This window comes from Streptomyces sp. CB02959 (assembly GCF_002803155.1).
GTDB lineage: Bacteria > Actinomycetota > Actinomycetes > Streptomycetales > Streptomycetaceae > Streptomyces.
The window spans coordinates 1-24,861 of the sequence record NZ_NNBP01000006.1; the positions used below are offsets into that span (position 1 = coordinate 1).

Annotated in this window: 25 protein-coding genes and 1 pseudogene; 17 read left to right on the top strand and 9 right to left on the bottom strand. The window is 73.0% G+C overall.

What is annotated here, in order from left to right:
• The first annotated feature begins 253 nt into the window (after nucleotides 1-253).
• On the top strand, nucleotides 254-1,132 hold the full coding sequence (locus CG747_RS11540) for a trypsin-like peptidase domain-containing protein (protein ID WP_100601606.1): 879 nt from the start codon (nucleotides 254-256) through the stop codon (nucleotides 1,130-1,132).
• A gap of 82 nt (nucleotides 1,133-1,214) precedes the next feature.
• Here the strand turns inward: CG747_RS11540 and CG747_RS11545 are convergent, their stop codons facing one another.
• Entirely contained in the window at nucleotides 1,215-1,841 is a 627-nt protein-coding gene (locus CG747_RS11545) for a TetR/AcrR family transcriptional regulator (protein WP_374701767.1), read from the bottom strand.
• Nucleotides 1,789-2,653, bottom strand: a pseudogene (locus CG747_RS11550) (HipA family kinase); the annotation flags it as partial. The gene CG747_RS11545 and the pseudogene CG747_RS11550, both read right to left, overlap by 53 nt.
• Nucleotides 2,654-2,767: 114 nt before the next feature.
• On the opposite strand from CG747_RS11550, the gene CG747_RS11555 reads away from it, so the two are divergent.
• Complete coding sequence (locus CG747_RS11555; protein WP_100601609.1) at nucleotides 2,768-2,992, top strand: hypothetical protein; 225 nt, start codon at nucleotides 2,768-2,770, stop codon at nucleotides 2,990-2,992.
• Between the two features lie 33 nt (nucleotides 2,993-3,025).
• Here the strand turns inward: CG747_RS11555 and CG747_RS11560 are convergent, their stop codons facing one another.
• The gene (locus CG747_RS11560) at nucleotides 3,026-3,748 is read right to left on the bottom strand and encodes a hypothetical protein (RefSeq protein WP_100601610.1); all 723 of its coding nucleotides are present in this window, start codon (nucleotides 3,746-3,748) and stop codon (nucleotides 3,026-3,028) included.
• Nucleotides 3,749-3,975: 227 nt separating this feature from the next.
• Here CG747_RS11560 and CG747_RS11565 point away from each other — a divergent pair, with 227 nt between their 5' ends.
• From CG747_RS11565 to CG747_RS11580, 5 genes are all read left to right on the top strand, one after another.
• Nucleotides 3,976-4,536 (top strand): DinB family protein, encoded by a 561-nt coding sequence (locus CG747_RS11565; RefSeq protein WP_100601881.1) that lies wholly within the window; start codon nucleotides 3,976-3,978, stop codon nucleotides 4,534-4,536.
• 96 nt (nucleotides 4,537-4,632) lie between these two features.
• Nucleotides 4,633-4,839 (top strand): hypothetical protein, encoded by a 207-nt coding sequence (locus CG747_RS47135; RefSeq protein ID WP_146022063.1) that lies wholly within the window; start codon nucleotides 4,633-4,635, stop codon nucleotides 4,837-4,839.
• 193 nt (nucleotides 4,840-5,032) lie between these two features.
• Complete coding sequence (locus CG747_RS11570; RefSeq protein ID WP_100601611.1) at nucleotides 5,033-6,031, top strand: PLP-dependent cysteine synthase family protein; 999 nt, start codon at nucleotides 5,033-5,035, stop codon at nucleotides 6,029-6,031.
• 115 nt (nucleotides 6,032-6,146) lie between these two features.
• Nucleotides 6,147-6,686 (top strand): 2'-5' RNA ligase family protein, encoded by a 540-nt coding sequence (locus CG747_RS11575; protein ID WP_100601612.1) that lies wholly within the window; start codon nucleotides 6,147-6,149, stop codon nucleotides 6,684-6,686.
• A gap of 190 nt (nucleotides 6,687-6,876) precedes the next feature.
• The gene (locus CG747_RS11580; protein WP_374701762.1) at nucleotides 6,877-7,299 is read left to right on the top strand and encodes a class I SAM-dependent methyltransferase; all 423 of its coding nucleotides are present in this window, start codon (nucleotides 6,877-6,879) and stop codon (nucleotides 7,297-7,299) included.
• Between the two features lie 175 nt (nucleotides 7,300-7,474).
• Here CG747_RS11580 and CG747_RS47905 read toward each other — a convergent pair whose 3' ends face one another.
• Nucleotides 7,475-7,651, bottom strand: a complete 177-nt coding sequence (locus CG747_RS47905) for a hypothetical protein (protein ID WP_180985491.1) — start codon at nucleotides 7,649-7,651, stop codon at nucleotides 7,475-7,477.
• Between the two features lie 517 nt (nucleotides 7,652-8,168).
• On the opposite strand from CG747_RS47905, the gene CG747_RS11585 reads away from it, so the two are divergent.
• The 3 genes from CG747_RS11585 (at nucleotide 8,169) to CG747_RS11595 (ending at nucleotide 11,678) form a co-directional block, all read left to right on the top strand.
• Nucleotides 8,169-10,751, top strand: a complete 2,583-nt coding sequence (locus CG747_RS11585; RefSeq protein WP_100601613.1) for an ATP-dependent Clp protease ATP-binding subunit — start codon at nucleotides 8,169-8,171, stop codon at nucleotides 10,749-10,751.
• 51 nt (nucleotides 10,752-10,802) lie between these two features.
• Nucleotides 10,803-11,318, top strand: a complete 516-nt coding sequence (locus CG747_RS11590; protein WP_100601614.1) for a DUF6328 family protein — start codon at nucleotides 10,803-10,805, stop codon at nucleotides 11,316-11,318.
• Nucleotides 11,319-11,441: 123 nt separating this feature from the next.
• Nucleotides 11,442-11,678, top strand: coding sequence for a hypothetical protein (locus CG747_RS11595; RefSeq protein WP_100601615.1), 237 nt, complete (start codon nucleotides 11,442-11,444; stop codon nucleotides 11,676-11,678).
• Nucleotides 11,679-11,728: 50 nt separating this feature from the next.
• Here the strand turns inward: CG747_RS11595 and CG747_RS11600 are convergent, their stop codons facing one another.
• The 4 genes from CG747_RS11600 to CG747_RS11615 form a co-directional block, all read right to left on the bottom strand.
• Entirely contained in the window at nucleotides 11,729-12,064 is a 336-nt protein-coding gene (locus tag CG747_RS11600; RefSeq protein ID WP_257980342.1) for a hypothetical protein, read from the bottom strand.
• A 103-nt stretch (nucleotides 12,065-12,167) separates the two neighbouring features.
• Complete coding sequence (locus CG747_RS11605) at nucleotides 12,168-13,271, bottom strand: hypothetical protein (RefSeq protein WP_257980343.1); 1,104 nt, start codon at nucleotides 13,269-13,271, stop codon at nucleotides 12,168-12,170.
• 194 nt (nucleotides 13,272-13,465) lie between these two features.
• Nucleotides 13,466-14,272: a VOC family protein gene (locus tag CG747_RS11610; protein WP_100601617.1), complete on the bottom strand. Its 807-nt coding sequence runs from the start codon at nucleotides 14,270-14,272 to the stop codon at nucleotides 13,466-13,468.
• A gap of 10 nt (nucleotides 14,273-14,282) precedes the next feature.
• Nucleotides 14,283-14,453 (bottom strand): hydrophobic protein, encoded by a 171-nt coding sequence (locus CG747_RS11615; protein ID WP_100601618.1) that lies wholly within the window; start codon nucleotides 14,451-14,453, stop codon nucleotides 14,283-14,285.
• A gap of 265 nt (nucleotides 14,454-14,718) precedes the next feature.
• Here CG747_RS11615 and CG747_RS11620 point away from each other — a divergent pair, with 265 nt between their 5' ends.
• From CG747_RS11620 to CG747_RS11650, 7 genes are all read left to right on the top strand, one after another.
• Nucleotides 14,719-14,907, top strand: coding sequence for a DUF6381 family protein (locus CG747_RS11620; protein ID WP_100601619.1), 189 nt, complete (start codon nucleotides 14,719-14,721; stop codon nucleotides 14,905-14,907).
• Between the two features lie 178 nt (nucleotides 14,908-15,085).
• Nucleotides 15,086-16,063 (top strand): hypothetical protein, encoded by a 978-nt coding sequence (locus tag CG747_RS11625; RefSeq protein ID WP_146022064.1) that lies wholly within the window; start codon nucleotides 15,086-15,088, stop codon nucleotides 16,061-16,063.
• A gap of 139 nt (nucleotides 16,064-16,202) precedes the next feature.
• Nucleotides 16,203-17,315, top strand: a complete 1,113-nt coding sequence (locus CG747_RS11630; protein ID WP_146022065.1) for a hypothetical protein — start codon at nucleotides 16,203-16,205, stop codon at nucleotides 17,313-17,315.
• Entirely contained in the window at nucleotides 17,296-20,502 is a 3,207-nt protein-coding gene (locus CG747_RS11635) for an AAA family ATPase (protein ID WP_100601622.1), read from the top strand. Before CG747_RS11630 ends, CG747_RS11635 begins: the two co-directional genes overlap by 20 nt.
• The gene (locus CG747_RS11640; protein WP_100601623.1) at nucleotides 20,499-21,647 is read left to right on the top strand and encodes a trypsin-like peptidase domain-containing protein; all 1,149 of its coding nucleotides are present in this window, start codon (nucleotides 20,499-20,501) and stop codon (nucleotides 21,645-21,647) included. The genes CG747_RS11635 and CG747_RS11640 overlap by 4 nt, the downstream gene beginning before the upstream one ends.
• Before the next feature lie 52 nt (nucleotides 21,648-21,699).
• On the top strand, nucleotides 21,700-22,770 hold the full coding sequence (locus tag CG747_RS11645) for a serine protease (protein WP_100601882.1): 1,071 nt from the start codon (nucleotides 21,700-21,702) through the stop codon (nucleotides 22,768-22,770).
• Nucleotides 22,767-23,774, top strand: a complete 1,008-nt coding sequence (locus CG747_RS11650) for a hypothetical protein (RefSeq protein WP_100601624.1) — start codon at nucleotides 22,767-22,769, stop codon at nucleotides 23,772-23,774. Before CG747_RS11645 ends, CG747_RS11650 begins: the two co-directional genes overlap by 4 nt.
• Nucleotides 23,775-23,815: 41 nt before the next feature.
• Here the strand turns inward: CG747_RS11650 and CG747_RS11655 are convergent, their stop codons facing one another.
• Nucleotides 23,816-24,850, bottom strand: coding sequence for an ABC transporter substrate-binding protein (locus CG747_RS11655; protein WP_100601625.1), 1,035 nt, complete (start codon nucleotides 24,848-24,850; stop codon nucleotides 23,816-23,818).
• Nucleotides 24,851-24,861: the final 11 nt, after the last annotated feature.

The window sequence follows — 24,861 nt, forward strand, 5'->3', positions numbered from 1 at the left end:
AGCCATCAGAAACGGCCTAGTTGAGCGCACCGTCGCGCCATCGCTCTGGGCGGTCGCCGGGAAGCCGCCGGGGGCCTGCGGGCGGGGCGGCACGGTGCGGCCGTGTCGCGATCTTCGCATCGATTTCTCATCGTTCTCCGAAGTTCATTGCCGTGGGGCGCACTCCAGCACAGAATGCGCATGACAAATCCGGAGCGGCGGAAGGGAACTGACGCCGCGCGACTTCCGGACACAGAGCTGAGAGGACCCCCACATGTATCGACCTCTCGTCGGCACCCTGGCCACCGCCGCACTGGGAGCCGCCGCCCTAATGACCGCCACCCCGGCGGGCGCCGCCCCGGCCGGTGCCGCCGCGCACCACAAGCCCAAGCCCCCGCAGACCAAGGCCGTCGACTTCGCCGGCACGGTGGCGCTGGACAACTGCTCCGGTTCGATCGTCAAGATGCCCACCTCGCAGCCGAACGACCCGGCGCTGGTGATGACCAACGGGCACTGCCTGGAGACCGGGATGCCGTCCGCGGGCCAGGTGATAGTCGACCAGCCCTCCAGCCGCAGCTTCACCGTCCTGGACAAGTCCGCCGGCGACCTGGGCTCGATCCGGGCCACCAAGGTCGTCTACTCGACGATGACCGACACGGACGTGACGCTGTACGAGACCGGCTCGACGTACGCGCAGATCGAGCAGAAGTACGGCATCAAGCCGCTGGAGGTATCCACCGACCACCCCGCCAAGGGTGCCGCGATCACGGTCGTCTCCGGCTACTGGAAGAAGACCTACACCTGCGGCATCGACGGGTTTGCGCCCACTCTCAAGGAGGGTGACTGGACCTGGAAGGACTCGGTCCGCTACACCCCGGAGTGCAAGGTGATCGGCGGCACCTCCGGGTCGCCGGTGGTCGACAACGCCACCGGCAAGGTCACCGCCATCAACAACACCATCAACGAGAACGGTGAGCGCTGCACCGTCAACAACCCGTGCGAGGTGGACGGGAGCGGCAACGTCACCGTTCACGACGGGATCGGGTACGCGCAGGAGACCTACACCATCCCCAAGTGCTTCGGCACCGGCAACAAGCTCGACCTGAACGCCGCGGGTTGCACCCTGCCCAAGCCGTCCGGCATCCGCCACTGACGGCAACGCGAACCTTCGCGGCCGGGCCACCCAGGGAGGCTCGGCCGCGGCCGTCCGTGCCGTCGGTGACGTACCGGCGGCGTCAGCCTCCACGGGTGGCGTAGCCGAGCGTTCGTTCGCCCAGGGTGTCCTCGACGATGTCGAGGAGTTCCAGTAGGGCCTCGGCGATCGTGGCGGGCTTCTCGCCCGCCACGATGCGCCGGCCGATCTCGCTGTAGACCAACGAGTGGAACCAGCCGATCTGGCTGGCGACCACGCGCGGTGCCTGGTCGCCGGGCCCGGCGGCGGTCTCCTCGGCCAGGACCGCGGCGAGGGCGTCGGTCATCTGACGGCCGAGGTCCTCCAGGCGGGCGGTGAGCGTGGGGGCGGCCCGCATCATCTCGAAAACGGGGCCGAAGCCCGTGGTCAGGCCCACCTTCCGGTCGCGGCGCCGCAGTTCGTCCCGCAGCCGGCCGAGCACGGCCCGGGCGGCGGACTCGCCGGGCCGGCGGGCGCGCACGATGTCGGCGAGCCGCTGCGGGGACGCCTCGTCCGGCGGCAGGACGAGGTCCTCCTTGGCCTCGAAGTAGTTGTAGAGGGTGTTGATCGAGACGTCCGCCGCCGCCGCGACCTCGGCGATGGTGACGTTGTCGAAACCCCGCGCCACGAACAGCCCGAGGGCCGCCTCGGCGATGCGCTGCCGCGTCTGCCGCTTCTTCCGTTCCCGCAGACCTTCGCTCACGGCATGTCCTTGGGGAGCCACCGGGCGGACTCCCGTGCGCGGGAGGCGAGGTGGGTCACGTAGGCGTCGCGGACGTCGTCCGGGGTGCCGAACCCCGGCTCGTCGGCCAGCCATGCGTCCGGTACGGCGGCGACGACCCGGCGCAGCAGCTGCGGGGTCACCTGGTGCGCCAGCTCGGCGTCCGCCGCCGCCAGGTCGAGGCCGGGCGAGCCGAGCGCGTGCGACCGGAAGTCGTACGCCTTGCCGACCGCGTCCGGCGCGCTCTCCCACCGGTGGTGGAACACCAGCGACGCGCCGTGGTCGATGAGCCACAGACGGGGCTCCTGGTGGCCGGAGGTCGGCCACGTCATGAGATTCGAGCTGTGCACCGTGCGGTCCACGTTCGCCGTGAACGCGTCCAGCCAGAGGATTCTGGCGGACTCCACCGGGTCGACGTCCGACGCACCCGGTACACCCGGCGCGTAGTCGGCGGCTCCCGGCAGGTAGTCCATGCCGAGGTTGAGTCCCGCGCTGGCGTGCAGCAGGTCCTGCACCTCCTCGTGCGGTTCCCCGGCGGCGACCGACGGATCGAAGTGCACCAGCACCAACTCCGGTACCCGCAGCCCGAGATGACGTGCCAGCTCGCCCACGATGATCTCGGCGACGAGTGCCTTGCGCCCCTGTGCCGAGCCGGTGAACTTGACGACGTACGTCCCCAGGTCGTCGGCCTCGACGACGCCCGGCACGGAGCCGCCGCTCCGCAGCGGGGTCACGTACCGGACGGCCGTCACCGTGCGCAGCCCGTCCGAGGGTGTCTCCATACGTTCCTGCCCGCCTCTGCCCCGGTGGCTCGCGCCCCTCGCCAAAAAGTGAAATGCATTGCAAATATACAACGCGCTATATTTTTGCGGACCGAGCTTCCACGGGAGGGGACGATGACGGTGATGACGGACGGGCACGATGCCGCGGTGGGACGCGCCAACGCGGCGCTGGAGACGTACACGCTCTCGGGCGACGGCTGGCAGCGCAGTCCCGGCGAGACCCTGCGGCACGTGCTCGCCGACCTCCTGCACTGGTGTGACGACACCCAGCGCGACTTCGACGCCGCCCTGGAGCAGGCACGCGCCCGGTATGCCGGAGAGCGCCCGCCACGCGGGTAGGCCGCGGGGCGCGCGCCGCCAAGGCGCGAGGGCTTACGGGTGGTACTTCTCCTCGACCGTGTTGGCCGTACCGGACTTGCGGTCCATGGTGACGCGGACGGTCACGCTGCTGGTCTTGGCGGCCTTCTCCAGCTGGTCCAGGGTGCACTTCGAGGAGCCGTAGCCGTCCTTGCCGACCGTCACGGTCCCGTCGTCGACGGAGCAGATCGCGGCCGCGCCGAGGATCTTCGTGTCGTCGGCGATGAAGAATGCCTGCTCCATGCCGCCGCCCTGGGGCTTGACGGTCAGCTTGCCGGGCGCGAGGTACTGCAGCTTGCCGATGAGCGTGCGGTGGTTGCCCGCGTGGGCGACGCCGCCCCCGCCGGAGGCCGAGCCACTGCCGGTGCTACCGCCGGAGGCCGAGCCACTGCCGGTGCTACCGCCGGAGGCCGAGCCACTGCCGGTGCTACCGCCGGAGGCCGACCCGCCGCCGGTGCTGCCGCCGGTCCCGGAACCCGCGCCGTTGCCGGTGGAGGGTGCCGTGGCGGACTGGCCGCCGTTCTGGCCCTGCGCGCCGGAGTTGCCCGAGGAGGAGCCGTTCGTGGGCTGGACCGAGGGCGAGGAGCCGGCGGCGCCCGCGGCCCCGGAGTCCGGCCCGCAGGCGGTGACTCCCAGGCCCAGTGCCGCGGCGGCGACGAGCGCTGCGGCGACGCGGCGACCGGCGCGGCCGCGGAGGCGGTTGGTGGTGTCGGTGTTGGTGTTGGTGGTGTTGTTCATCGGGTCTCCCGTTGCTCTGTTCTCCCGTGTCGCTCCCGGGCAGCACCCAGCTTCGAAGACCGGGTTGGCGTTCCGCTAACGGACGGCTAATGCGGCGCGTCGGCGCACGGCGCACCGCCCGCACGGCGGCGCGCTCGCCGCCGACGACATCGGCGACACGCCCCGACAGCCGTGCCCCGCAGGAAAATCGCTTGCCTGTCGGACCGCCGCTCAGAATCATGCGCATGATGAGCGACATACCCGAGCGGTGGACCCAGGCCAGCGTCTACCCCGACATGTGGGCGGACCCCGACGACGACCCCCGCGACAGTGCCGAAGCCGTCGTGGAAGGCGAGTTGGCGACGCTGCAGGACTACCTGACCAACTATCGACTGACCCTGCGGATGAAGTGCGAGGGGTTGAACCCGGAGCAACTGGCGCGCCGGTCGGTGCCGCCGTCGACCATGTCCCTGCTGGGCCTGGTCCGCCATCTCGCGGAGGTGGAACGGGACTGGCGCAACTGGATCGCGCCGGGAGATCCGGAACCGAAGCTGTACGGTGCGGGCGACGGCGACTTCGAGGGCGCCGCCGCGGAGCAGGCGCTCGTGGACGGCGCGTTCGCCGACCTCGTCCGCGAACAGGCGGCAACCGATGCGGCGTTGGCCGAGCACCCGGATCTGGGCGCGCGGGTGGGTCGCGAGGACACCGTGATCCGGGAGCTCCTGGTGCACCGGGTCGAGGAGTACGCCCGCCACTGCGGACACGCCGATCTGCTGCGCGAATGCATCGACGGCCGGGTGGGGCAGTAGCACACCCGGCTCACCGACTGAGGCCACCACCCACGGCGCGCCGCGACATACCCTGATGGGTCGTCAGATTGATCTAGCTGACGACCCATCAGATATTTGCTCAAGCTGCACTGTTGTGATTTCTTTCGCCGATTCCCCTCGCTCATCCCGGTCGCCGACCAACCACTTCTCGCGGCGGCGAACCTCTCTGCCGATATCGCTGGACGGTTTTCGCCACAGGGGTTTTCATTGTGGCTCCTCGCCGCCGTCCCGGTCGCCGCCGCCGTGCTGTACGCCATGGCCCACCGGGAGCGGAACGGCTGAGGGCACGAAGACGCGTGCCGCCGACATGCCTTCCGCGGTGCCGGCGGAGCCGGACCCGGCCCCGCCGACAGGACCGCACCCCGTCGACGGCGGGCAGCCGTGCCCACGCCGCGAGTTGGCGGCGTGGGCACGGCTCGCGGCGCGCTGGCGGGAGCCCGCTCCCGGGCTACGGCCTTTCCGGCAGACTGCTGCGATGGACGTCTACGAATCCCTTGTCGACGTGGTCGGCAACACCCCGCTGGTACGCCTCAACCGGATCACCGCGGGCCTCTCCGCGCCGATCTACGCGAAGTTGGAGTACGTCAACCCGGGCGGCAGCGTCAAGGACCGCATCGCGCTGTCCATGGTGCGGGCCGCCGAGGACGCCGGGCTGCTGCGGCCGGGCGGCACCATCGTGGAGACCACCTCGGGCAACACCGGGGTGGGCCTGGCCATGGTGGCGGCGCAGCGCGGCTACCGCTGCGTGTTCACCCTGCCGGAGAAGAGCAGCGCCGAGAAGGTGGCGGTGCTGCGCGCCTACGGGGCCGAGGTCGTGGTCTGCCCCGGCGACGTGCCCCGCGAGCACCCCGACCACCCCAGGGCGACAGCGGCGCGGATCGCCCGGACCACTCCTGGCGCGTGGCTGGCCGACCAGTACAACAATCCCGCCAACCCCCGTGCGCACCACGGCAGTACCGGCCCGGAGCTGTGGCGGCAGACCGAGGGCCGGCTCACGCACCTGGTGGCGGGCGTCGGCACCGGCGGCACCATCAGCGGCACCGGCGGCTACCTCAAGGAGGTCAGCGGCGGCCGGGTCCGCGTGATCGGCGCCGACCCGGAGGCCTCCGTCTACTCGGGCGGGCCCGGCACCGCCTACGCGGTGGAGAGCATCGGCCTGTTCCGCCATCCCGAGACGGTGGACGACTCCTGGCCGGAGTCGTTCCACACCGATGTGGTGGACCGGTTCGAGCGGATCAGCGACCGCGACTCGCTGCTGACCGCCCGCCGACTGGCCCGCGAGGAAGGGCTGTTGGTGGGCGCGTCGGCCGGCACCGCGGTGGCCGCCGGACTCCGGGTCGCCGCCGGACTCGGTCCGGACGACCTGGTCGTCGTGGTGATCCCGGACTCCGGCCGCAACTACCTGAGCAAGGTCTTCGACGACGCCTGGCTGCGCGAGCAGATCGGCGAGGAGCGCCCGGCCGGCGGGGCGTGATCGGCCGGCACATCGAGAATCCGGTGCGAGGAGAGCACCGAGGGCGGCCGCCGACGCGGCGATCGAGACGTGACGGGTGCTGTCGTCGACCTCTGAACTGGCAGCATGCCGTGTCATGGCAGACGACAGCACGAGTCGGTTTCAGGCGGGTCGGACGGGGCTCATCGTCAGGATCCCGGAGGCGGAGCCGGCCGTCCGCGCATGGCGTGAGCGGTTCGATCCGTCAGCCCGAGCAGGGGTTCCGGCGCATGTCACGGTGCTCTTCCCGTTCCTCGACGCGAGCCGGATAGACGCGCGTGTCCGGGGCGCCCTCGCCGACCTGCTCGGCAGGCACCACGCCTTCGACCTTCGGTTTGAGGGCTGCGGGCGTTTCCCGGGAGTGCTGTATCTCGCTCCTGAGCCGGACACGCAGTTGCGGCGGCTTACCGAGGTGGTCGCCGACCGGTGGCCCGAAGCTCCGCCCTACGGCGGCAGGTTCACCGACGTCGTGCCCCACCTGACCGTCGCCGACGGTCAGGACGATGCGGTTCTGGCGGAGATCGAGGCCGGCCTGCCGAGCAGCCTCCCCTTCACCTCCCGAGTCACGTCGGTCGACCTCATGGTGCATGACGGCGCGACATGGCAGGAGAGGGCATCGTTCGCACTCCTTGAATGACCGGGGCGTGAGCCCGACCGGTGGTGTGCCCGCTCGTACACCAGGCCGGGGCGAGGTCCGCAACTTTGTGGCTTCTGCCAGTACGGCGGTCCGCGGGGGTCCGGAGAGACTGCCCGCCAGAGGCCGCGGCGTGCCCCGGGCGCGGGTGCCGGGGCCGGGGACGTCGTGAAACACAGGGGAGGTCAGCACGGTGAGCGTGCAGCAGTATGACGAGATCGGTGAGGCGTTCGAGGGCTTCAAGTCCCTTCCGCTGGCGCATTACGCCGAGGTGCCCGGGTTCCTGGCCATGGTCGGGGACGTGCGCGGGAAGTCGGTCCTCGACCTGGCCTCCGGCACCGGCTTCTACAGCAGGGAGTTCAGGCGGCGCGGCGCCACGGAGGTGCTCGGAGTCGACATCGCCGGTGAAATGGTCGCCGCCGCAAGGGAGTTCGAGGAGCGCGAACCGCTGGGCGTGCGCTACGAGGTGGGCGATGTCGCCGAACTCCGGCCCCTCGGGCGGCGCCTCGACGTGGCCACGGCGGTGCAGCTGCTCAACTATGCGGATGCTGCGCTGCCGCGCCTGACGATCGACCGGCCGGCCCGGTGCCGGGGGTGCGGCCGGGCGGTGCGGTGACCATTCCGGCGGTGTTGCGTTGGTCTTGGAAGCCGGTTGGTCCCGGAGACCACTGGGTGAGGTCGGGGGCGTGCGTCGCCGTGGTTGGGCCCGGCGTGCGTCCCCGACAGACGTCGGCGGGCGGCGCGCCCCTCGTGTCCGCGGATGCGCTCGGCCTCCGCGGACACCCGGCCCTTCAGATCTCGGTGACCGCCTGCGCCCGTAGGCCGCCCGCGATCCGCTGCCACTTCGTGAAGACTTCCAGCAGTTCGTCCGCCGGCGCCCGATCCAGCTCCGCGTCGAATCGCCGGGCGAGGGACGGGCTGGCGAGCGCCTCACGAATACGCTCGATGGTCCATGGCACGGTGCTCATACCTTCCTCCCGTTCCGGGATTGTGAAGCTGTCAAAGATAGCGGGCCGGTCGGGCCCTTGAATGCCTTTCCGTCCGCGGCAACCCGAAGAGGCGAACAGGCGGACGCGTGCCGCTCGCGGGGCAGGCGAGCGGGGCTCGGGCGTTGCGACGGTTACCCGCCGGTCGGCCGCCGTGGTGGACTCCGGCGGCGGGCCCCGGTGTGCGGCAGTGCGGCGCTCGGGTGACGCCGCGGGCGAGCCTTGCCGGTCGGGGCCGGGATCGCCGTTCGGGGGAGCCGTCGGAGGTCCGGCGCGGGGTGGCGTGGCGGGGTGGCTTGTGCGGGCGGGTGCCGTGGGCGGCCGTCGGGGGTGGGCGGGGACGCGCCGGAGGTGCGAACGGTCCCGGTGGCGTTGATCCTGAAGCAGAGGAGTCGCACGTCGCGGCGACGACGCACCGGGCGACGGCACAGGGAATGAGTACTGCGTACCTGACGAGGCAGCGTGTCGCGGCACCGTCGTGACAGCGGAACGGACGCACATGAGCAACGGATTCACGGGCCCGGAGAGTGACGGCCCGGACTCGTTCGGCGACTTTCTCGCGCGGTTCTTCGGGCGTTCGGCACAGTCGCCCGGCGAGGAGGGCGGCACCTCGATGCCGCGGCAGGCCGACATCGCGCGGCTGATGAGCGGACCGGCCCGGGACCTGGTGACCTCCGCCGCCGCGTACGCCGCCGAACACGGCAGCCCCGAGCTGGGCACCGAGCACCTGCTGCGGGCGGCGCTCAGCTCCGAGCCGACCCGGAGCCTGATGCGGCAGTCGGGGGCCGATCCGGATGCGCTGGCGGCCGAGATCGACCGCAATGCCGGGACGGGGCCGCTGCAGAAGAGCGTCGCGGTGACCCCGGCGGTCAAGCGGGCACTGCTGGGGGCGCACGAGCTGGCGCGGGGCACGGGGGCGTCGTACATCGGGCCGGAGCATGTGCTCGAAGCGCTGGCCTCGAATCCGGATTCGGCGGCGGGGCGGATCCTGCACCTGGCGCATTTCGATCCGCAGGCGGCCGCGGGCGGGCACGGCGGGGCGGGCGCGCACCAGCCGTCGGGGGCGAGCGCCGAGCACGGTGCCGTACCGCACCACGAGACGCCCACGCTGGACAAGTACAGCCGGGATCTGACGGACCTGGCCCGGGCCGGCCGGATCGATCCGGTCATCGGGCGGGAGGAGCAGATCGAGCAGACCATCGAGGTGCTGTCGCGGCGCGGGAAGAACAATCCGGTGCTGGTCGGCGACGCGGGCGTGGGGAAGACCGCGATCGTGGAGGGGCTGGCGCAGCGGCTGGCGGACGGGGAGGTCCCCGAGACGCTGGCCGGGCGGCGGATCGTGGCGCTGGACCTGACCGCGGTGGTGGCCGGGACCCGCTACCGCGGTGACTTCGAGGAGCGGATGAACAACATCATCGAGGAGGTCCGGGCGCACTCCGACGCGCTGATCGTCTTCATCGACGAGCTGCACACCGTGGTGGGGGCCGGCGGCGGCACCGGGGACGGCGGCGCGCTGGAGGCCAGCAACATGCTCAAACCGGCGCTGGCGCGCGGGGAGTTGCACGTCATCGGGGCCAGCACGCTGGAGGAGTACCGGCGGTACATCGAGAAGGACGCCGCGCTGGCCCGGCGCTTCCAGCCGATCCTGGTGCCCGAGCCGACCGTGCCCGACACGGTGCAGATCCTGCGCGGGCTCCAGGACCGTTACGAGGCGCACCATCAGGTGCGGTATGCGCACGAGGCCGTGCGGGCGGCGGTGGAGCTGTCGGACCGGTACATCACCGACCGGTTCCTGCCGGACAAGGCGATCGATCTGCTCGACCAGGCGGGTGCCCGGGTCCGGTTGCGGTCGGCGACCAAGACGCCCAATGTGCGCGATCTGGAGCGCGAGGTGGAGCAGTTGGTCCGGGACAAGGACCAGGCGGTCGCCTCGGAGCAGTACGAGCGGGCGACCGAGCTGCGGGACCGGATCACCGCGCTCACCGAGCAGATCAGGACCGTCCAGGATTCGCAGGGCGAGCGGCCGGTGGGCGGCGACGGGCGGATCGTGGAGGTCACCGCCGAGGACGTCGCGGAGATCGTGTCGCGGCAGACCGGGGTGCCGGTGAGCAGTCTGACGGAGGAGGAGAAGGACCGGCTGCTGGGGCTGGAGGAACGGCTGCAGACGCGGGTGATCGGGCAGCGGGACGCGGTGACGGCGGTGTCGGAGGCGGTGCTGCGGTCGCGGGCCGGTCTGGCCGATCCGAACCGGCCGATCGGCAGCTTCCTCTTCCTCGGCCCGACCGGGGTGGGCAAGACCGAGCTCGCGCGGGCGCTGGCCCAGGCGCTGTTCGGCAGCGAGGACCGGATGGTGCGGCTGGACATGAGCGAGTACCAGGAGCGGCACACGGTGAGCCGGCTGATCGGCGCCCCGCCCGGATACGTCGGCCATGAGGACGCGGGCCAGCTCACCGAGGCGGTCCGCCACCACCCGTACTCCCTGCTGCTGCTGGACGAGGTGGAGAAGGCGCACCCGGACGTCTTCAACATGCTGCTGCAGGTGCTCGACGACGGTCATCTGACGGACTCTCAGGGGCGCACGGTGGACTTCAAGAACACCGTGATCGTGATGACCAGCAACCTCGGGTCGGAGGCGCTGAGCGGCGGCCGCGGGGTGCTCGGCTTCGGGCCGACGGAGGCGGGTGTGGACGACGGCGCCCGGGAGCGGGCGCTGGCGGCCCTGCGCGGGCACTTCCGGCCCGAGTTCCTCAACCGGCTCGACGAGATCATCGTCTTCCGCCAGCTGACCGACGAGCAGCTGCACCGGATCACCGGCCTGCTCCTGGAGGGCACCCGCCACCGGTTGCACGCCCAGGACATCTCCGTCGACTTCTCCCCCGCCGCCGTGGACTGGATCACCCGCCGCGGGCACCAGCCCGAGTACGGGGCCCGGCCGCTGCGCCGGACCATCCAGCGGGAGATCGACAACCGGTTGTCGCGGATGCTGCTCGACGGGGCGCTGTCGTCCGGGGACCGGGTGCAGGTGGACGTCGCGGACGACGAGCTGGCGTTCCGGGCGAGCCCGGCGGCACGGATGCAGTGAGCGGCACGGACGGACTGAGCGGCGCGGACGCGGGGACCCGGAGGAGTTGAACTGAACGGTCAGCGGGATGACGGCAGCGAGTCGGAGCTGATCTGGCCGCGCGGCCGCAACGAGACCGAGGAGCAGCGCGCCGACCGCCGGTGGAGCGAACTCCTCCAGGAGGTGCGGGTCATTCAGACCGGCGTGCAGATCCTGTTCGGCTTCCTGCTCACCGTCGTCTTCACCCAGCGGTTCACCACGCTGACCACGGCGGACCGCACCATCTACGTGATCACCCTGCTGTTGGGGGCGTCGACGACCGGTGCGCTGGTGGGGACGGTGACCTTCCACCGGCTGGTGGCCGGGCACCGGCTCAAACCGCAGACCGTGCTGTGGGCGTCGCGGTTGGCGCTGGTCGGGGTGGTGCTGCTGCTGGGCACGGTGGCGTCGGCACTGCTGCTCATCCTGCGGCTGGCGCTGAACGGGACCGCCGCGCCATGGGTGGTGACGGGCCTGGTGCTGTGGTTCGTGGTGTGTTGGTTCGTGCTGCCCGCGTGGGTGCTGCGCCGCTACTCGTCGTCGGAGTGAGTGCCCTGCGAGCCGGCGGGGCCGGTGCGACGATGGAGGAGGGGTGTGGGGCGCGCCGGTGGGCCGGCGGGCGGCTCCGCGGGCCCGGCGCCTCCCACGGAGCCGCGGAATGGAGGCATCACCATGACGGTCTGCGAGGTCTGCGGGAACGACTACGCGCGGGGATTCGAAGTGCACATCGACAGCGAGGTACATGCCTTCGACTGTGTGGAGTGCGCCGCGCACCTGCTCGCGCCGACCTGCGAGAACTGCCAGTGCCGGATCCTCGGGCACGGGTTGGAGGCGGGCGGCCGCTCCTTCTGCTGTGCGCACTGCGCGCGGATCCGGGGTGTCAGCGAGCTGGCCGACAGCGTGGCATGAGGGTGCGAGGGGCCGGGCGACTGCCGCCCGGCCCCGTCCTTCCCGGCCGGTTACCCGGACTTGACCGGGGTGTCCGAGACCGGGACGAGTTTCCGGTGGAGCGGTTCGAAGGTGCCCGCATTCCAGCGGGGCGGTTCGAAGGTGTCCGCCGGACCGTCGGCGCCTTCGTACGCCGGCCGGAGCGCGCCTTCGCCTTCGGGGCGGTCGGTGACGGTCATGAGGAGTCCTTCGCAGCGGTAGCCGCCGGTGAACGGCCGTGGGTCTACGGCCGGTTGCTCCCGCGGCGGCGCGAACTCCGGCATGGTGACCCGGGCGAGTTCGGCGGTGCTCGGCGAGGTGGGCAGGGCCCGCCACGCTCGCCCGCAGCGGGCAGCGCGAGCGGACACGGTCGGGAACCGGGCCGGACAGCCGGGCGCCCCCGGTGGGCCACCGGGGGCGGGTACGCGATGCGGCGGCCGCCCCCGAGGGACGGCCGCCGCATCCGCGCGCTCACGCACCGGCCGTCGCGGGGCTCACCCGGCGCGGCCGCAGCAGCAGCGCGGCACCGGCCAGGCCGGCGCTCATGATCGCGAGCCCGACCGCCAGCAGCTCCGGCCACATCGAGGCGGTGCCGAGGCTGCTGCGCAGCTGGACCAGGACACCGGCCCGGGACAGCGCGTGCAGGACGATCACGGTGACCGCGGCCGCGGCGCTCGCCGTCCAGACGGCGGCCGTGTCGCGCATCGCCAGGCAGCCGGCCAGCACCAGGTAGACCACGGCGATGGCCATCGACAGGACGTCCGACGCGCCACCGGGGGTCTCCGCGGCCCCCACCGGCAGGTGGCTCAGCCCGCACAGGGCGAGCGTCGCCGCGGCGGGCCAGCGCAGTACGGACCGCAGGACACCGCCGACCGCGTACGCCGGCTGTGCGGGCGACCCGGCCGTGTGCCAGCCGCCCTCCTGCGGCGCGTTGGCGCCCGGCCAGGGGGCGCGCTGGGGCCGCGGCGGGGCGTCCCAGTGGGTGGCGTCCCGCATCGCCGGGTCGCCGGCAGCGGCGGCCGGCCCGTGGGTGGCGTAGCCGTGGTCGGGCCCCGGGTAGCCGTAGGGGTCGGGGTAGGGGTCGGCGTAGGGGTCGCTGAGCGAGGGCAGGGCCGTGGTGGCCAGGTTCGCGGTGTCGGCGTGGCCGTCGGGGAAGTCGCCGCCGTCCGACGGTTCCACGGTCGGGACGCGGCCTTCGTGGGCCCGGTCGAACAGCTTGATCAGCTGGGCGACCTCGTCGACGGATCTGCCGACGGCCGCGGCACGCAGCGCCTCGTAGCTCGCCTCCGCGGTGTGCGGGGCCTGGCCTAGCAGGGCGAGCAGCGGCCCGACCTCGCTCACCGGGCGGGTCATCGCCGCCACCCGCAGCGCTTCGTCCCCGGGGTTGGGGTCGTCGCCACTGCGCTTGAGCAGTTCCACGAGAGCGGCGACTTCCTCTACGGGGCGCGTGGTGGCCGCCGTCCACACGAGGGTGCGGAACGAGACGTTCTCCTGGCTGGTGGGCGGAGTGTGTTCGCCGTGTTCCGTCAGGGACGGATCGGCTTGGCCCCCACGAGGAGCTGGTTCAGGTGACATGTAGCTACTCCACTGAACTAGGTGGGAGCGTCCGCACCGGAGGTGCCGGCGCTCATCGGGCGTTGTACGTGCTGGTTGTGCCTGCTGTGGTTCAGCCAACGTCCCTCTTGGCCGCGGGCGCCAACGCAGGCGGGCCATCCGGTGGAGACACGCCGCGGGGCCGGGGAACGACCGGGCGTGTCGGCGGGGCGGAATCAGCCCTGGAGGGGGCCCCGCGCGGTGGCGACGGTGAAGAGACCGCCCTGGGGATCGCGGATCACGGCCTCGCAGCCGCCGCCGTCCACCAGCGGGGTCACCGGTAGCGTGAATCCGCCCGCGGCCACGGCGGCCGCGGTGACCTGCTCGATGTCGCGCACGGGGAAGTACACGTGCCAGCGGGGGCGGACGTGCGGGTCCGGGGCGGCCTCGACGGCGCCGCCGCGCAGCGCGGCCACGGTGTGCCCGCGGTCGTCGCGCACCACCACCTCGTCGTGCTCGTAGGTGATGTCGCAGCCGGGCCGGTCGGGGGCCCAGCCGAAGACCTCGCCGTAGAAGATCGCCGACTCGAAGGCGTCCCGGGTGCGCAGCTCCAGGCACATGGGTGCGCCGCCCTGTCCGACGGCCCAGGAGAGCGTCTGCCCCTCCCAGAGGCCGAACACCGCACCGTCCCGGTCGGCGGCCAGCGCCGCGCGCCCCTTGCCCACTTCGAGCGGGCCGACGGCGACCGTGGCGCCGCGCTCGCGGATCCGGGCGGCGGTCTCGTTCACACTCTCCACGGCGAAGTACGGGGTCCAGGCAATGGGGACGTGCCACTGGGGGGTCAGCGCGCCGATCCCGGCGACCGGCCGGCCCTCGGCCAGTGCGATGGAGAACCCGGCCCCCACGGTGCCGGGGCGGAACTGCCAGCCGAGGACCCTCCCGTAGAAGTCCTGCGCGACCTTCGGATCGTGCGTCATCAGGCTCACCCAGCACGGGGCGCCGCCGATGGCCGCGGTGATGTTGCGGGCTTTGGTGGCAGGCATCGGACTGCGCCTACCGGGGGTGGCGGCGGCTCCGGGTGCCGCGCGGGCCAGACGGGTGGCGGAGGAAGCCGATCAGCGCGACGGCGACCAGGGCGAGGACGACGAGCCAGAGCAGTTTCATGGCGACAGCGGCACCCGCGAAAAGCAGCACGAGGAGCAGGACGAGGAGCAGAGGGGCCATCGGGATCCACCTCCGGGCGGGCCGGTTCCCTATCTGGCCACCATTATGCGCTTCCGTCGTCGGCCCCTCTCAGGGGCGGATCCGGCCCGCTCCGGCCTCCGTGACCGGGGTGACGGCACAGCGTGACGCTTCGAGGTGCCGACGGCCCCGGGCCCTGTTTGGCTGGTAGCAGCGGCTTCCCGGACGGGCGCCGGCCACGGCGCGGCACCGGGAACACCGGGATACGGCACGCCGGGCACCGGCACGGGACGAGTAAGGAACGGTCATGGGATCCGAAGAGACACGCGAACGCCTTCAGCACATGCGGGAGAAGGCCCGGGAGCTGGCCGAGGCCGCGGAGCACACCAGCGATCCCAAGGAACGGCAGCGGCTCCAGGAGAAGTCCCGCCGGCTGCAGAGCCGGAGCGAGCAGGAGAGCGCCATGCGGAGCGGGGACATCTACCCCTCGGAGTGATCCCCCGCCCGGTGCGGGCCTTCAGTCGGCCGGGCACCGGCCGGGCCCGGCCGGTGCCCGGACGGCTGATCGCGCAGCCGGGCGCCCGGCTGTTCGAGTGGCTTACGGACGGGTGCCGGTGCGCCGCCCGCACCACCGGGAAGGTGGTGCGGCGGAGGAACGGCGGCAGGAGGCGGAGATGCACCGCAGGCGGCCCACCGTGGTCTATGTGCACGGCAACGGGAACAAGGTCCGTTCGGGACTGCTCAAGTCGCAATGGGACCAGGCGCTTTTCGGCAGGGATATGGCGGACGTGTCCAGGATGGCGTACTGGGCCGCCGTGCAGTACGAGCACCCGCTGCCGGACTTCCACCTGGACGCGCTGGACGGCGGGCCGGTGATCGAGGCGGAGTCGGTGGGCTCGGGGGCGTCCGGGATGTTCGACGCACCGGAGGACTTCGTGGCGCGGACCGTCGGGGAAGCCTGGCGGGAATCCGGTGACGCGGGGCTGGAGGGCCGAACCCCCGAGGGCCCGGGCGAAGTGGCGGTCGAGGGCGCGCTGGTCGGCTGGCTGCGGGAGATGACGTATCTCGCGGAGACGCTGGGCGAGGCGGAGACCGGCGGTGCCGACCCGGGGGCCGGGGACGGCGGGGCGCTGCCGCTGGAGGTGCTGCCGCTGCCCCGGCCGCTGCGGACGGCGGCGTTCCGGGAGCTGGTCCGGCGTACTTTCAAGGATGTCCACGCGTACTTCTTCGGTGGCCGGGGACCGGCGATCCGGCAGGTGGTCGAGGAGGCGCTGCCGCCGACGGCGGACGGGCCGCTGGTGGTCGTCGGGCACAGTCTGGGGTCGGTGGCCGCCTACGAGGTGCTGCGGGAGCAGGAGCGGGACGTGGAGCTGCTGGTCACGGTGGGGTCGCCGTTGGCGATCACCGAGGTGCAGGACCAGCTGGCGCGGCCGCCCGCGGTGCCGGACGGGGTGCGGGCCTGGCGCAACGTGTCGGACCTGCGGGACCTGGTGGCGCTCGGGCACACCCTGCGGCCGGAGTACGCCCCGTCGGAGTTGATCACCGATGCGCTGGTCACCAACAGCAGCGAGAACCACCACGGGATCAGCCAGTACCTGGCGCAGCCGGCGGTCCGGGAGCCGGTGGACCGCACCTTCGGCCAGCTTGCCTGAGTGGGGACTTCCGGCTCCGTGCCACGCCTTGCACCGGGGTAGACCGGGTGTAAGCATGACAAACAGGAGGCAGGACAGGGAGCCAGGGAGCGGCCCTGCGTACTCTCCCGCGGGCCGGCCGGATAGGTGCGGCATGCCGTTGAGCGAGACGGAATGGGAACTCGTCACGATGTGGCTGGAGAGGTATCTCCTCGACACCGTCGACCCGCACACCCGACTCGTCCAGTACGGGTTCTCCGAGGAGTTCATCGGCGCGCTCCCCCTCACCCACGTCAGCGGGGACAACGCCCGGTCGCTGGTGTACGCCTCGCGCCGGACCATCCAGCGGCAGGTGGAGCTCGTCGAGGTGGTCACCGCGATCGACGAGTTGGTGGTCCGCCCGGAGATCCGGCGGGCCAGGGAGTTCCTGGGCCGCCTGCGCGAGGACGCCCGGGTCCACACCACTCAGGACACCTTCCGCACCTGCGTCCTGAAGGGCGGTACGGAGGCGTTCATCGACCGCGAGGACCTGCGGGAGACGCTGCGCCGCTTCCTCGCCGACCCGGAGAAGTCGGTGCTGCTGGTGGACGGCGAACCGGACAGCGGACGGTCGTACACGTACCACTTCCTGCGCCACGTCGGGCAGCACCACGGGTTCCGCCCGGCCCGGGTCACGCTGTCGCGCACCTCCACCGCCCGGCAGGTGCTCGCGCGGTTGGCCGAGTTCGTCACCGATGCGCGCACCGGGGCGCAGCCGTTCGACCCCACCGCGCTCAACGATCCGTTACCGTCGCTCGGCGACGCGGTGCACTGGGTGGTCGGCCGGGCCACCGCCGCCGACGAGCGCTACTGGCTGGTCCTCGACGAGTGCGACAAGCTCGATCCGCACTCCGATGTCTGGGACTTCATCGGCCAGTTGGCCCTGGCGATCTACGAACACGCCGCCATCCGCGGCGACCAGGCACCCCGCCTGGTGCTCCTCGGCTACGGCCGGGCGATGCGCCAACTCCCCTACGACCTGCGGGGCAGCCTGTGCTGGGACACCGCACGGATCGTCGAACCCCGAGACCTGCGCAGCTTCTTCGACCAGCTCTTCCGCGAGGCGCCGCCCGCCCGCCTCGACGACGCCGACCCCGCGGAGATCTCCGGACTCGTCGAGGAGGCGGTGACGGAGGTGCTGCACGCCGCGCGGGCCCGGGACGACGACGAGAGCTATATGCGCAGGGTCTGCACGGCGACGGAGAAGGCGATCCATGTCTTCCGCTCCCTCTGACCCCGGCCGCCTCGCCCACTCCCGCCTGCGGGAGGAGTTCGGCGCCCGGCTGCGGCGGGAACTGCGGACGGCGGAGCCGGCCCCTGAGGCCGTCCCGGACGCCCGCCGGGCCTACCGGGAGGCGGCCTGCCTGCTCGCGTCGTTCGATCCGCGGCGGCTGCGGCTGCCCGGTGAGGACCGCCCGACCGGCGGCGCGGTGCTGGCGCTGCTCGACGACTGCACCACGCTGGGCGTCCGGGACCACGCCAGGTGGGCGCTGAAACCCGAGGTCAGGGAGGCCGCGTTGCGCGGCATGGCCGGGCCGGAGGCGGCCCGGCGCGCCCTGGAGGCCAACCGCGAGCAGTTCCCCGCCGAACCCGGCGGCCCGGAGGCCCTCTGCCTGGCCTACCTCCAGGGCAACCTGCCGCCGACGGCCGACCGCCCGGCCCGCTGGTCCGCCGACGAACTGGCCGACACCCTCCAGGCGGTGCTCTGGCTCTCCCGGCTCCCCGGCGTCAGCGGCCTGCCCGACCCCGCCGAGCTCCAGGCGGCACTGGAGCGGGCCAGGCTGCTGGCACCGCTCCGGCGGCTGGTGGCGTCGCCGTTCCAGGGGCGTTCCGAGGAGCTCCGCCGGCTGCGCGCCTATGTCGACGTGTCCGGGACCGACGCGGGGACGGCACCGGCCGACCGGCCGCGCGGCGCGGACTCCGGTGCGGCCTTCGTGCCGCCGCTGGTCGTCCACGGACCGGGCGGCATGGGCAAGAGCACGCTGCTGGCCAAGTTCCTGCTGGAGCACGTGGCCGGGCCGGCCGGCGGGCCCCCGGGCGGCGGGCCGGGCGCGTTCCCGTTCCCGTTCGCGTACATCGACTTCGAGCGGCCCACCCTCTCCATCCAGGAGCCGGTCACCATGATCGCCGAGGCGGCGCGCCAACTCGGCGTGCAGTACCCGGCGTTCCGTGCCGAACTGGACGCGCTGGCGGACGAGTGCCAGCAGGCGGCCGCCACCCAGCGCGAGGAGCAGGAGCGGTGCGCCCAGCTGCACCGGCTGGCCACCACCCGGGTGCTGGGCCGCAGTTCGTCGCAGGAGTTCCAGCTGCTGGCCACCGAGCGGGAGACCGGGCTGGTGCGGCGGGTGGCCGACGTCCTGCTCCGCGCGGTGGCCGCGTCCGGTCAGCACGATCCGCCGTTCGTCCTGGCCGTCGACTCCTTCGAGGCGGCGCAGTACCGCGGCTCCCCGGTGCTGGGCCGGATGTGGGCGATCTGCACCTCGCTCCAGGGCGGCTATCCGCGGTTCCGGATGCTCGTCTCCGGGCGGGCGCCGGTCGACCACCCGGCCCGTAGCGTGGCGTTGGGCGAGATCGAGCTGCGGGAGCTGGAACGGCCGGCCGCCATCGCCCTGCTGCGCTCCCTGGGGGTCGACGACCCCGATGTGGCGACGGCGTTGGCCGAGCGGGTCGGCGGGCATCCGCTCAGCCTGCGGCTGGCCGCTCGGGCCGCCACGCTCGCCGGCGGCGAGTCCGAGCGGACCGGCGACCTGATCCGCAGCCTGCCCGAGCGCCACCAGGAGGTCTTCCACCGGGTCGACCAGATGCTGGTCCAGGGCATCCTCTACGACCGGATCCTGAGCCATATCGCCAACGAGGACGTGCGGCGGCTGGCGTATCCGGGGCTGGCGCTGCGGGTGATCACCCCCGAGATCATCCGGGAGGTGCTGGCCGGGCCGTGCGGACTGCCGGTGGCGACCGAGGAGGCGGCGCACCGGCTGTTCGCCGAGCTGAGCCGGCTGGACATGGTCGAGCCGGCCGGGCCGGCGGCGGTGCGCTACCGCGGCGATGTGCGCGCGATCATGCTGCGGCTGCCCGGCGGGGACCGCACCGAGGTGATGCGCGAGGTCGAGCGGCGGGCGGTGGCGCACTATGCGGCGCGGGACGGGGTGGAGGCGCGCGCCGAGGAGATCTACCACCGGCTGCGGTTGGACGAGGATCCGCGGTCGGTGGAGGAGCGCTGGCTGCCCGGCGTGGAACGGTTCCTGGCGGGCGCGCAGCAGGACATGTCGGCGCGGGCCGCGGGGCTGCTGACCGCCCGGCTCGGCGGTGGGGCGCCCGAGCGGGTGGCGGCGGGCGCCGACCAGGAGGACTGGGAGCGGATCGCGGCCCGCGAGGCGGAGGACCTGTTGGCGCAGGGGTTCGCGGACGCGGCGCTGGCCCGGCTGGGGCAGCGGCGGCCGTGGACGCCGTGCAGCCCGCTGCACTCCCTGATGGCGGACGCCCTCAACCGGCTCGGGCGGCGCGACGAGGCCCGGCGGGCGGTGGCGGACGCCGTCGGGCAGGCGGAGCGGGCGGGGTGCGCCGAGCGGCGGCTGGAGCTGCTGCTGCTCGCCGCGCGGCTGGCCGAGGAGGCCGGCGATCTGGCGGACGCGGACCGTCGGTTGCGGGTGGCGGAGGACGTCGCGGTCGGCCTCGGGCAGGACCTCGAAGCGATGGGCGCCCGGCTGGCGCGGGCCCGGCTGCCGGCCGGCACCGGCGACACCGCCCGCTCCGGTGTCCAAGCCGGCCATCAACTCGCCACCCAGTTGCGGGAGTTGCCCGACCGGGTGCTGGCCGATCAGCCGGCGCTGGTCCGTGCGGTCGCCTCGCAGATCTACGGCCAGGACCCCGGGGCGCTCACCCACGCCCTGGACGTCGTGGGACTGCCGACGGACGACGGGACGCTGGACACGCTGGGCGCCGCGATGTGCCGGGCGACCCGCCGGCAGCCGGCGCTGCTGGGGTCGGTGATGGAGATCCTGGACGATGCCGCGGGGCCGTCGGGGCCACCCCCGTGGGCCGGACCGGCGGCGCACCCCGCGCCGGCCCCGACGCCTCCGTGCCCGCCCCCGCCCCGGCCGGACCCCGGGACGGCGGCAGGGGCCGGCGCAGGCACGGAGGCAGGCGCCGCGGCCCCCGCCCGCCCCGCCCCGGAACCGGCCTCCCACCCCACCGGCATCGCGGGCATCCTGCGCCTGGCACGCGACCGCGGCACCCTCGACGCGCTCGCCCGCCGGCTGCTGTCCGTCCCCGACCGCAGCGGCGAGCTGGTGTCCGGGGTGGCCGCGGCGATGGGCGTGGGCACCCGCGGCCGGACGACGCCGCAGGAGGTCGCGGCACCACGGGCCGGGCGCCACCGGCCGGACGAAGGGAGCGGCCCGGCCGGGCCTGACCACCGATGACCTGCTACCTCTCCCAGGACGAGATCCTCCGCCTGCGGGACGCCGCACTGGAGAGCGGGCTGACCGACCCCACCGTGCGCCCGCTGCTGCTCGACGGCATCATGCCCAAGTACCGCGGCACCCTGCCGATGCTGGCCGCGCCGATGCGCCAACTCCACTCCGACCTGGCCCAGATGAACCAGGTGGAACGCCTGGTGGACGGTTCGGTCCCGCTGGAGATCTGGCTGCGCAACGCGGTGGCGCAGACCACCGAGGCCGAGCCGCTGAAGGTCTTCCAGCGCGCCCTGGACGAGGTGGCCCGGCACGCCGGCGGCGAACCCGACGTCCTGGCCGACCGCCCGGCCCCCGAGCTCAAGGAGCAGATCGTCCACCGCGACGACACCGTGCCCATCGGCTTCCTGCGCGGCGGCGACCTGGCCGGCACCGCGGTCGCCCGGCTCAAGGTGCCGCCGTACGAGGACGGCGCCCCGCTCCAGCCGAACGGCTTCCCGCACGCCGGCACCGGCTGGCTGATCGCCCCCACCCTCCTGATGACCAACCACCACGTGGTCAACGCCCGCACCGGGACCGGCGCCGAACGGCCCCTGGCGGCCCCCGAGGACCTGCGACTGCAGGCCCGGCACACCCGCGCCCGGTTCGGTTACGACAACGACTCCGGCGACCCCGACGACACCGGCGTGGAGGAGGCCGAGGTCACCGAACTCGCCGCTGCCGACGAGGAGTTGGACTACGCGGTGCTGCGGCTGTCCGCGCCGCCCGACCGTCCGGTGCTGAAGCTGGCCCGGCGGCCGCTGAGGGTCGCCGACGGCGACTACGTGGCGGTCAACATCATCCAGCACCCCGGCGGCCAGCCCAAGCGGGTGGCGTTGCGCAACAACCTGGTCTACGAGGCGGACGAGAACGACGTCCGCTATTTCACCGACACCCGCGGCGGCTCCTCCGGCTCCCCGGTCCTCACCGACGACTGGCGGGTGGTGGCCCTGCACCGGGGGACCCGGCGGGTGGAGGACGTGATGTTCCAGGGGCGGACGACCGCGTTCGTCAACGTCGGCACCCAGATGACCAGCGTGCTGCATCACCTGGAGACCCATGCCCCGGACGTCCACGCCGAGATCACCGCGGCGCAAGGCGGCGGAGGGGGCTGAGCCGGCCGACGGGCCGCCGCACGGCCCCGCCGACCCGACCGAGGAGGACGAGATGGACAAGCGGAGCCGATCACCGGTGGCGACCGGGCCCGAGCGGGTCTTCTCCGATCTGCGCGCGGTGGCGGCGCGGGTGCGGGACCAACTGTCCTGGGAGGAGCCGGAGTCCGCCGTGGCACTGCCCGCGGCGGAGCTGCCGGCCGGGCAGATCTCGCAGTACGCCCGGCAGGAGCGCACCCGGGTGCTGTCGGCCGGCGCCGGCGGCCTGGAGAAGCTCGCCGAGGGACGGGCCGACGAGATCAGCGACGACGAGTCGTTCGGGATGGAGGCGATCGTCCTGCTGGAAGGGCGCCCGGCCATCCTCGTCCGGCACCAGGACTTCGCGCCGCAGCAGGGCGACTGGGCGGTGCTGGACGCCCACCGTGAGGCGATCCGGGAGTCCCTGGCCCGGGTCGGCCGGGTGGAGGTCTCCGGTCACCTCAGCCTGGACTGGCTGGGGACGGGGTTCCTGGTCGGGCCGGAGACGGTGATGACCAATCGCCATGTGGCGGTGGAGTTCGCCCGGAGCGCGGGCGAGGACTGGGCCTTCCAGCAGGGGCTGGGCGCCGCCCTCGACCTGGGCGAGGAGTACGGATCCGGTCCGGAGCCCGCCGACGGCGGACCGTCGTACGAGGTCACCGAGGTCCTGGGGATCCACCAGGACGTCGATCTGGCGCTGCTGCGGATCGCCCCGTACCTCGGCGGCAGTGCGCTGCCCGCTCCCCTGGCGATCGCGGCGGACGCGCCCCCGGACGTGCCGGGGCACCCGGTGTACTGCGTCGGCTATCCGGCCTGGGACGGGCGCCGCAACGAACCGGAGTCCATGCGCCGGATCTTCATGGACGTCTACAACGTCAAGCGGCTCCAGCCGGGGACGACCACCGGCCTGGAGCCGGAGGGGAACGTACTGCGCCACGACTGCTCCACCCTGGGCGGCAACAGCGGCTCACCGGTCATCGACCTCACCGACCACCGCGTCCTCGGCCTGCACTTCGGCGGCCGGTACGGCCTGGGCAACTACGCCGTCCCGCTGTGGCAGTTGGTGGCGGACCCGCTGCTGGTCCGCGGGGAGGTCAACTTCGTATGAGCGTTCTCGGGGAAGGTGCGGACGGGGTGCGGGGCGGGGCGCGGCCCGGCCGGCGGGCCCTGCTCAAGGCGGCGCCGGCCGTCCTGTTGGGGGTCGCGGGGTGTGCGGGCGGGGGCTCCGCGGGGGCGCCGCCGACGGCCCGGCCGGGGTCGACGGCGACGGGGCCGGTGTCCCGGTTGCCGGATGTCGGGGTGTGGCGGCCGAGCCCCGGGGACGTGCGGCCGGAGGTGAAGGAGCGGGCCGTGGAGCTGGTCCGGGCGATCGGGGCGTGGCCGGCCGGGGAGCGGGGCGCGGCGCGGGCGCGGGTCGGGGCGCTGAGGCTGGCACCGTCGCTGGTCGACCAGGCGGGGCCGCTGCGGCCCGCGGGCGCGGAGGCGGTCCTGGAGGTGGTGGTCGCCCAGTACGGGGGGATCCTGGCGGACACGGCGAGTGTGCTGGTGGTGTGCCGGCAGTGGGTGCGGCGGGACGACGGGGCGGTGGTGGCGGGCGGGACGACGGTCGACGTCCGGCTGCGCCGGGCGCGGCCGCGGTGGGAGGTGACGGCGCTGCATCCGGCGGCACTCGGGGCGCCGTCGGCGGCGCCGGGCGAGGCGGCGCGGCGGGTGCTGGCGGCGGGGCCGGCGATCGAGCTGCCGCCGGCGGCCGCGGCGGACGTGCGCAGCGGTGCGGTGCACACCAGCGTGCTGGAAGCGCTGCTGGAGCTGGCGCGGAAGCACCGGTTGGGGGTGAGCGTGGTGCGGTCCGGGCATCCGCTGAAGGTGTTCGGGACCGACCGGCCCAGCGACCATCCGCGGGGGCGGGCGGTCGACGTGTGGCGGATCGACGGGCGGGCGGTGGTCGATCCGGCGACGCCGCGGCGGCTGGTCGAGTCGTTGATGCGCGCGGCGGCGGCAGCCGGGTCGTACAACGTCGGCGGGCCGTACCTGCTGTCGGGCGGGACGGCCGGCCAGTTCTTCTCGGACGACACCCACCGGGACCACGTGCACATGGGTTTCGGCACCTGATCCCGGCGGAGTTCACGTCTGCGACATCTGCTGACGTGCCGTCACTTCTTGACGAACTCGGTGGTGTAGGTCTTCTTCAGGTCGATGGTGGCGTTCTTGAGGGTGGGGTTGAACGCCTTGAGGACGCGTTCGACGGTGGCGGGGCCGTCGGCCGGCATCACCCCGTCCTTGGTGAACATCGGCAGGGTGTCCTTGATGGCCTGGACGTAGAGCTCCTTGCCGCCCTGCGCGTAGTCCGCGGGCATCTTCGCCGCGATCTGCTCGGGGGTGTGGGTGGACATCCACTTCAGGGTCTTGACGAAGGCGTTGGCGAGCTTCTGGACGGTGTCCTTGTGGCTGTTCACCCAGTCGGTGTTCATGTAGAGGCTGGAGGACGGGTAGAGGCCGCCCAGCGCCTCCTTGGAGCCCTCGGGGGTGCGCATGTCGACGAGCACCTTGCCGATCTTCTTGTTGACGACCTGGGCGACGGTCGGGTCGGTCGTCATTCCGCCCTGGATGGAGCCCTGCTGCAGCGCGGAGAGGAAGGTCTGGCCGGCGCCGACCGCGACCGGGGTGAACTCGTTGACCTGGACGCCGTTCTTGACCGCCAGGTACTTGGTGAGGAAGTCGGTGGACGAGCCCAGCCCGGTGACGCCCAGCTTCTTGCCCTTGAAGTCCTTCGCCGAGGTCAGCTCGGACGCGGCCTGGTTGGAGACCACCTCCACCTCGCCGGGCGCGTGGGCGAACTGCACCACCGATTCGACCTGCTTGTTCTTGGCCTGGAGGTCGAGGGTGTGGTCGTAGAAGCCGACGACGCCCTGGACGTCGCCGGAGACCAGGGAGGTGGTGGCCTGGACTCCGGCGGGTTCGGTGAGCAGGGTGACGTCCAGGCCCTCGGCCTTGAAGTAGCCGAGCTGCTGGGTGAGTCGGGCCGGCAGGTAGATGACCTTGTCCAGGCCGCCCACCATGATCTGGATCTTGCCGTCCTTGGCGTCCGCGGACGAGCCGCCGGTGGAACCGCCGCCGCAGGCGGTGAGGCCGGTCAGGGCGAGCGCGGTGGCGGCGACCGCGGCCGAGATCTTGAGTGGGGTGCGCATGGTCACGTCCT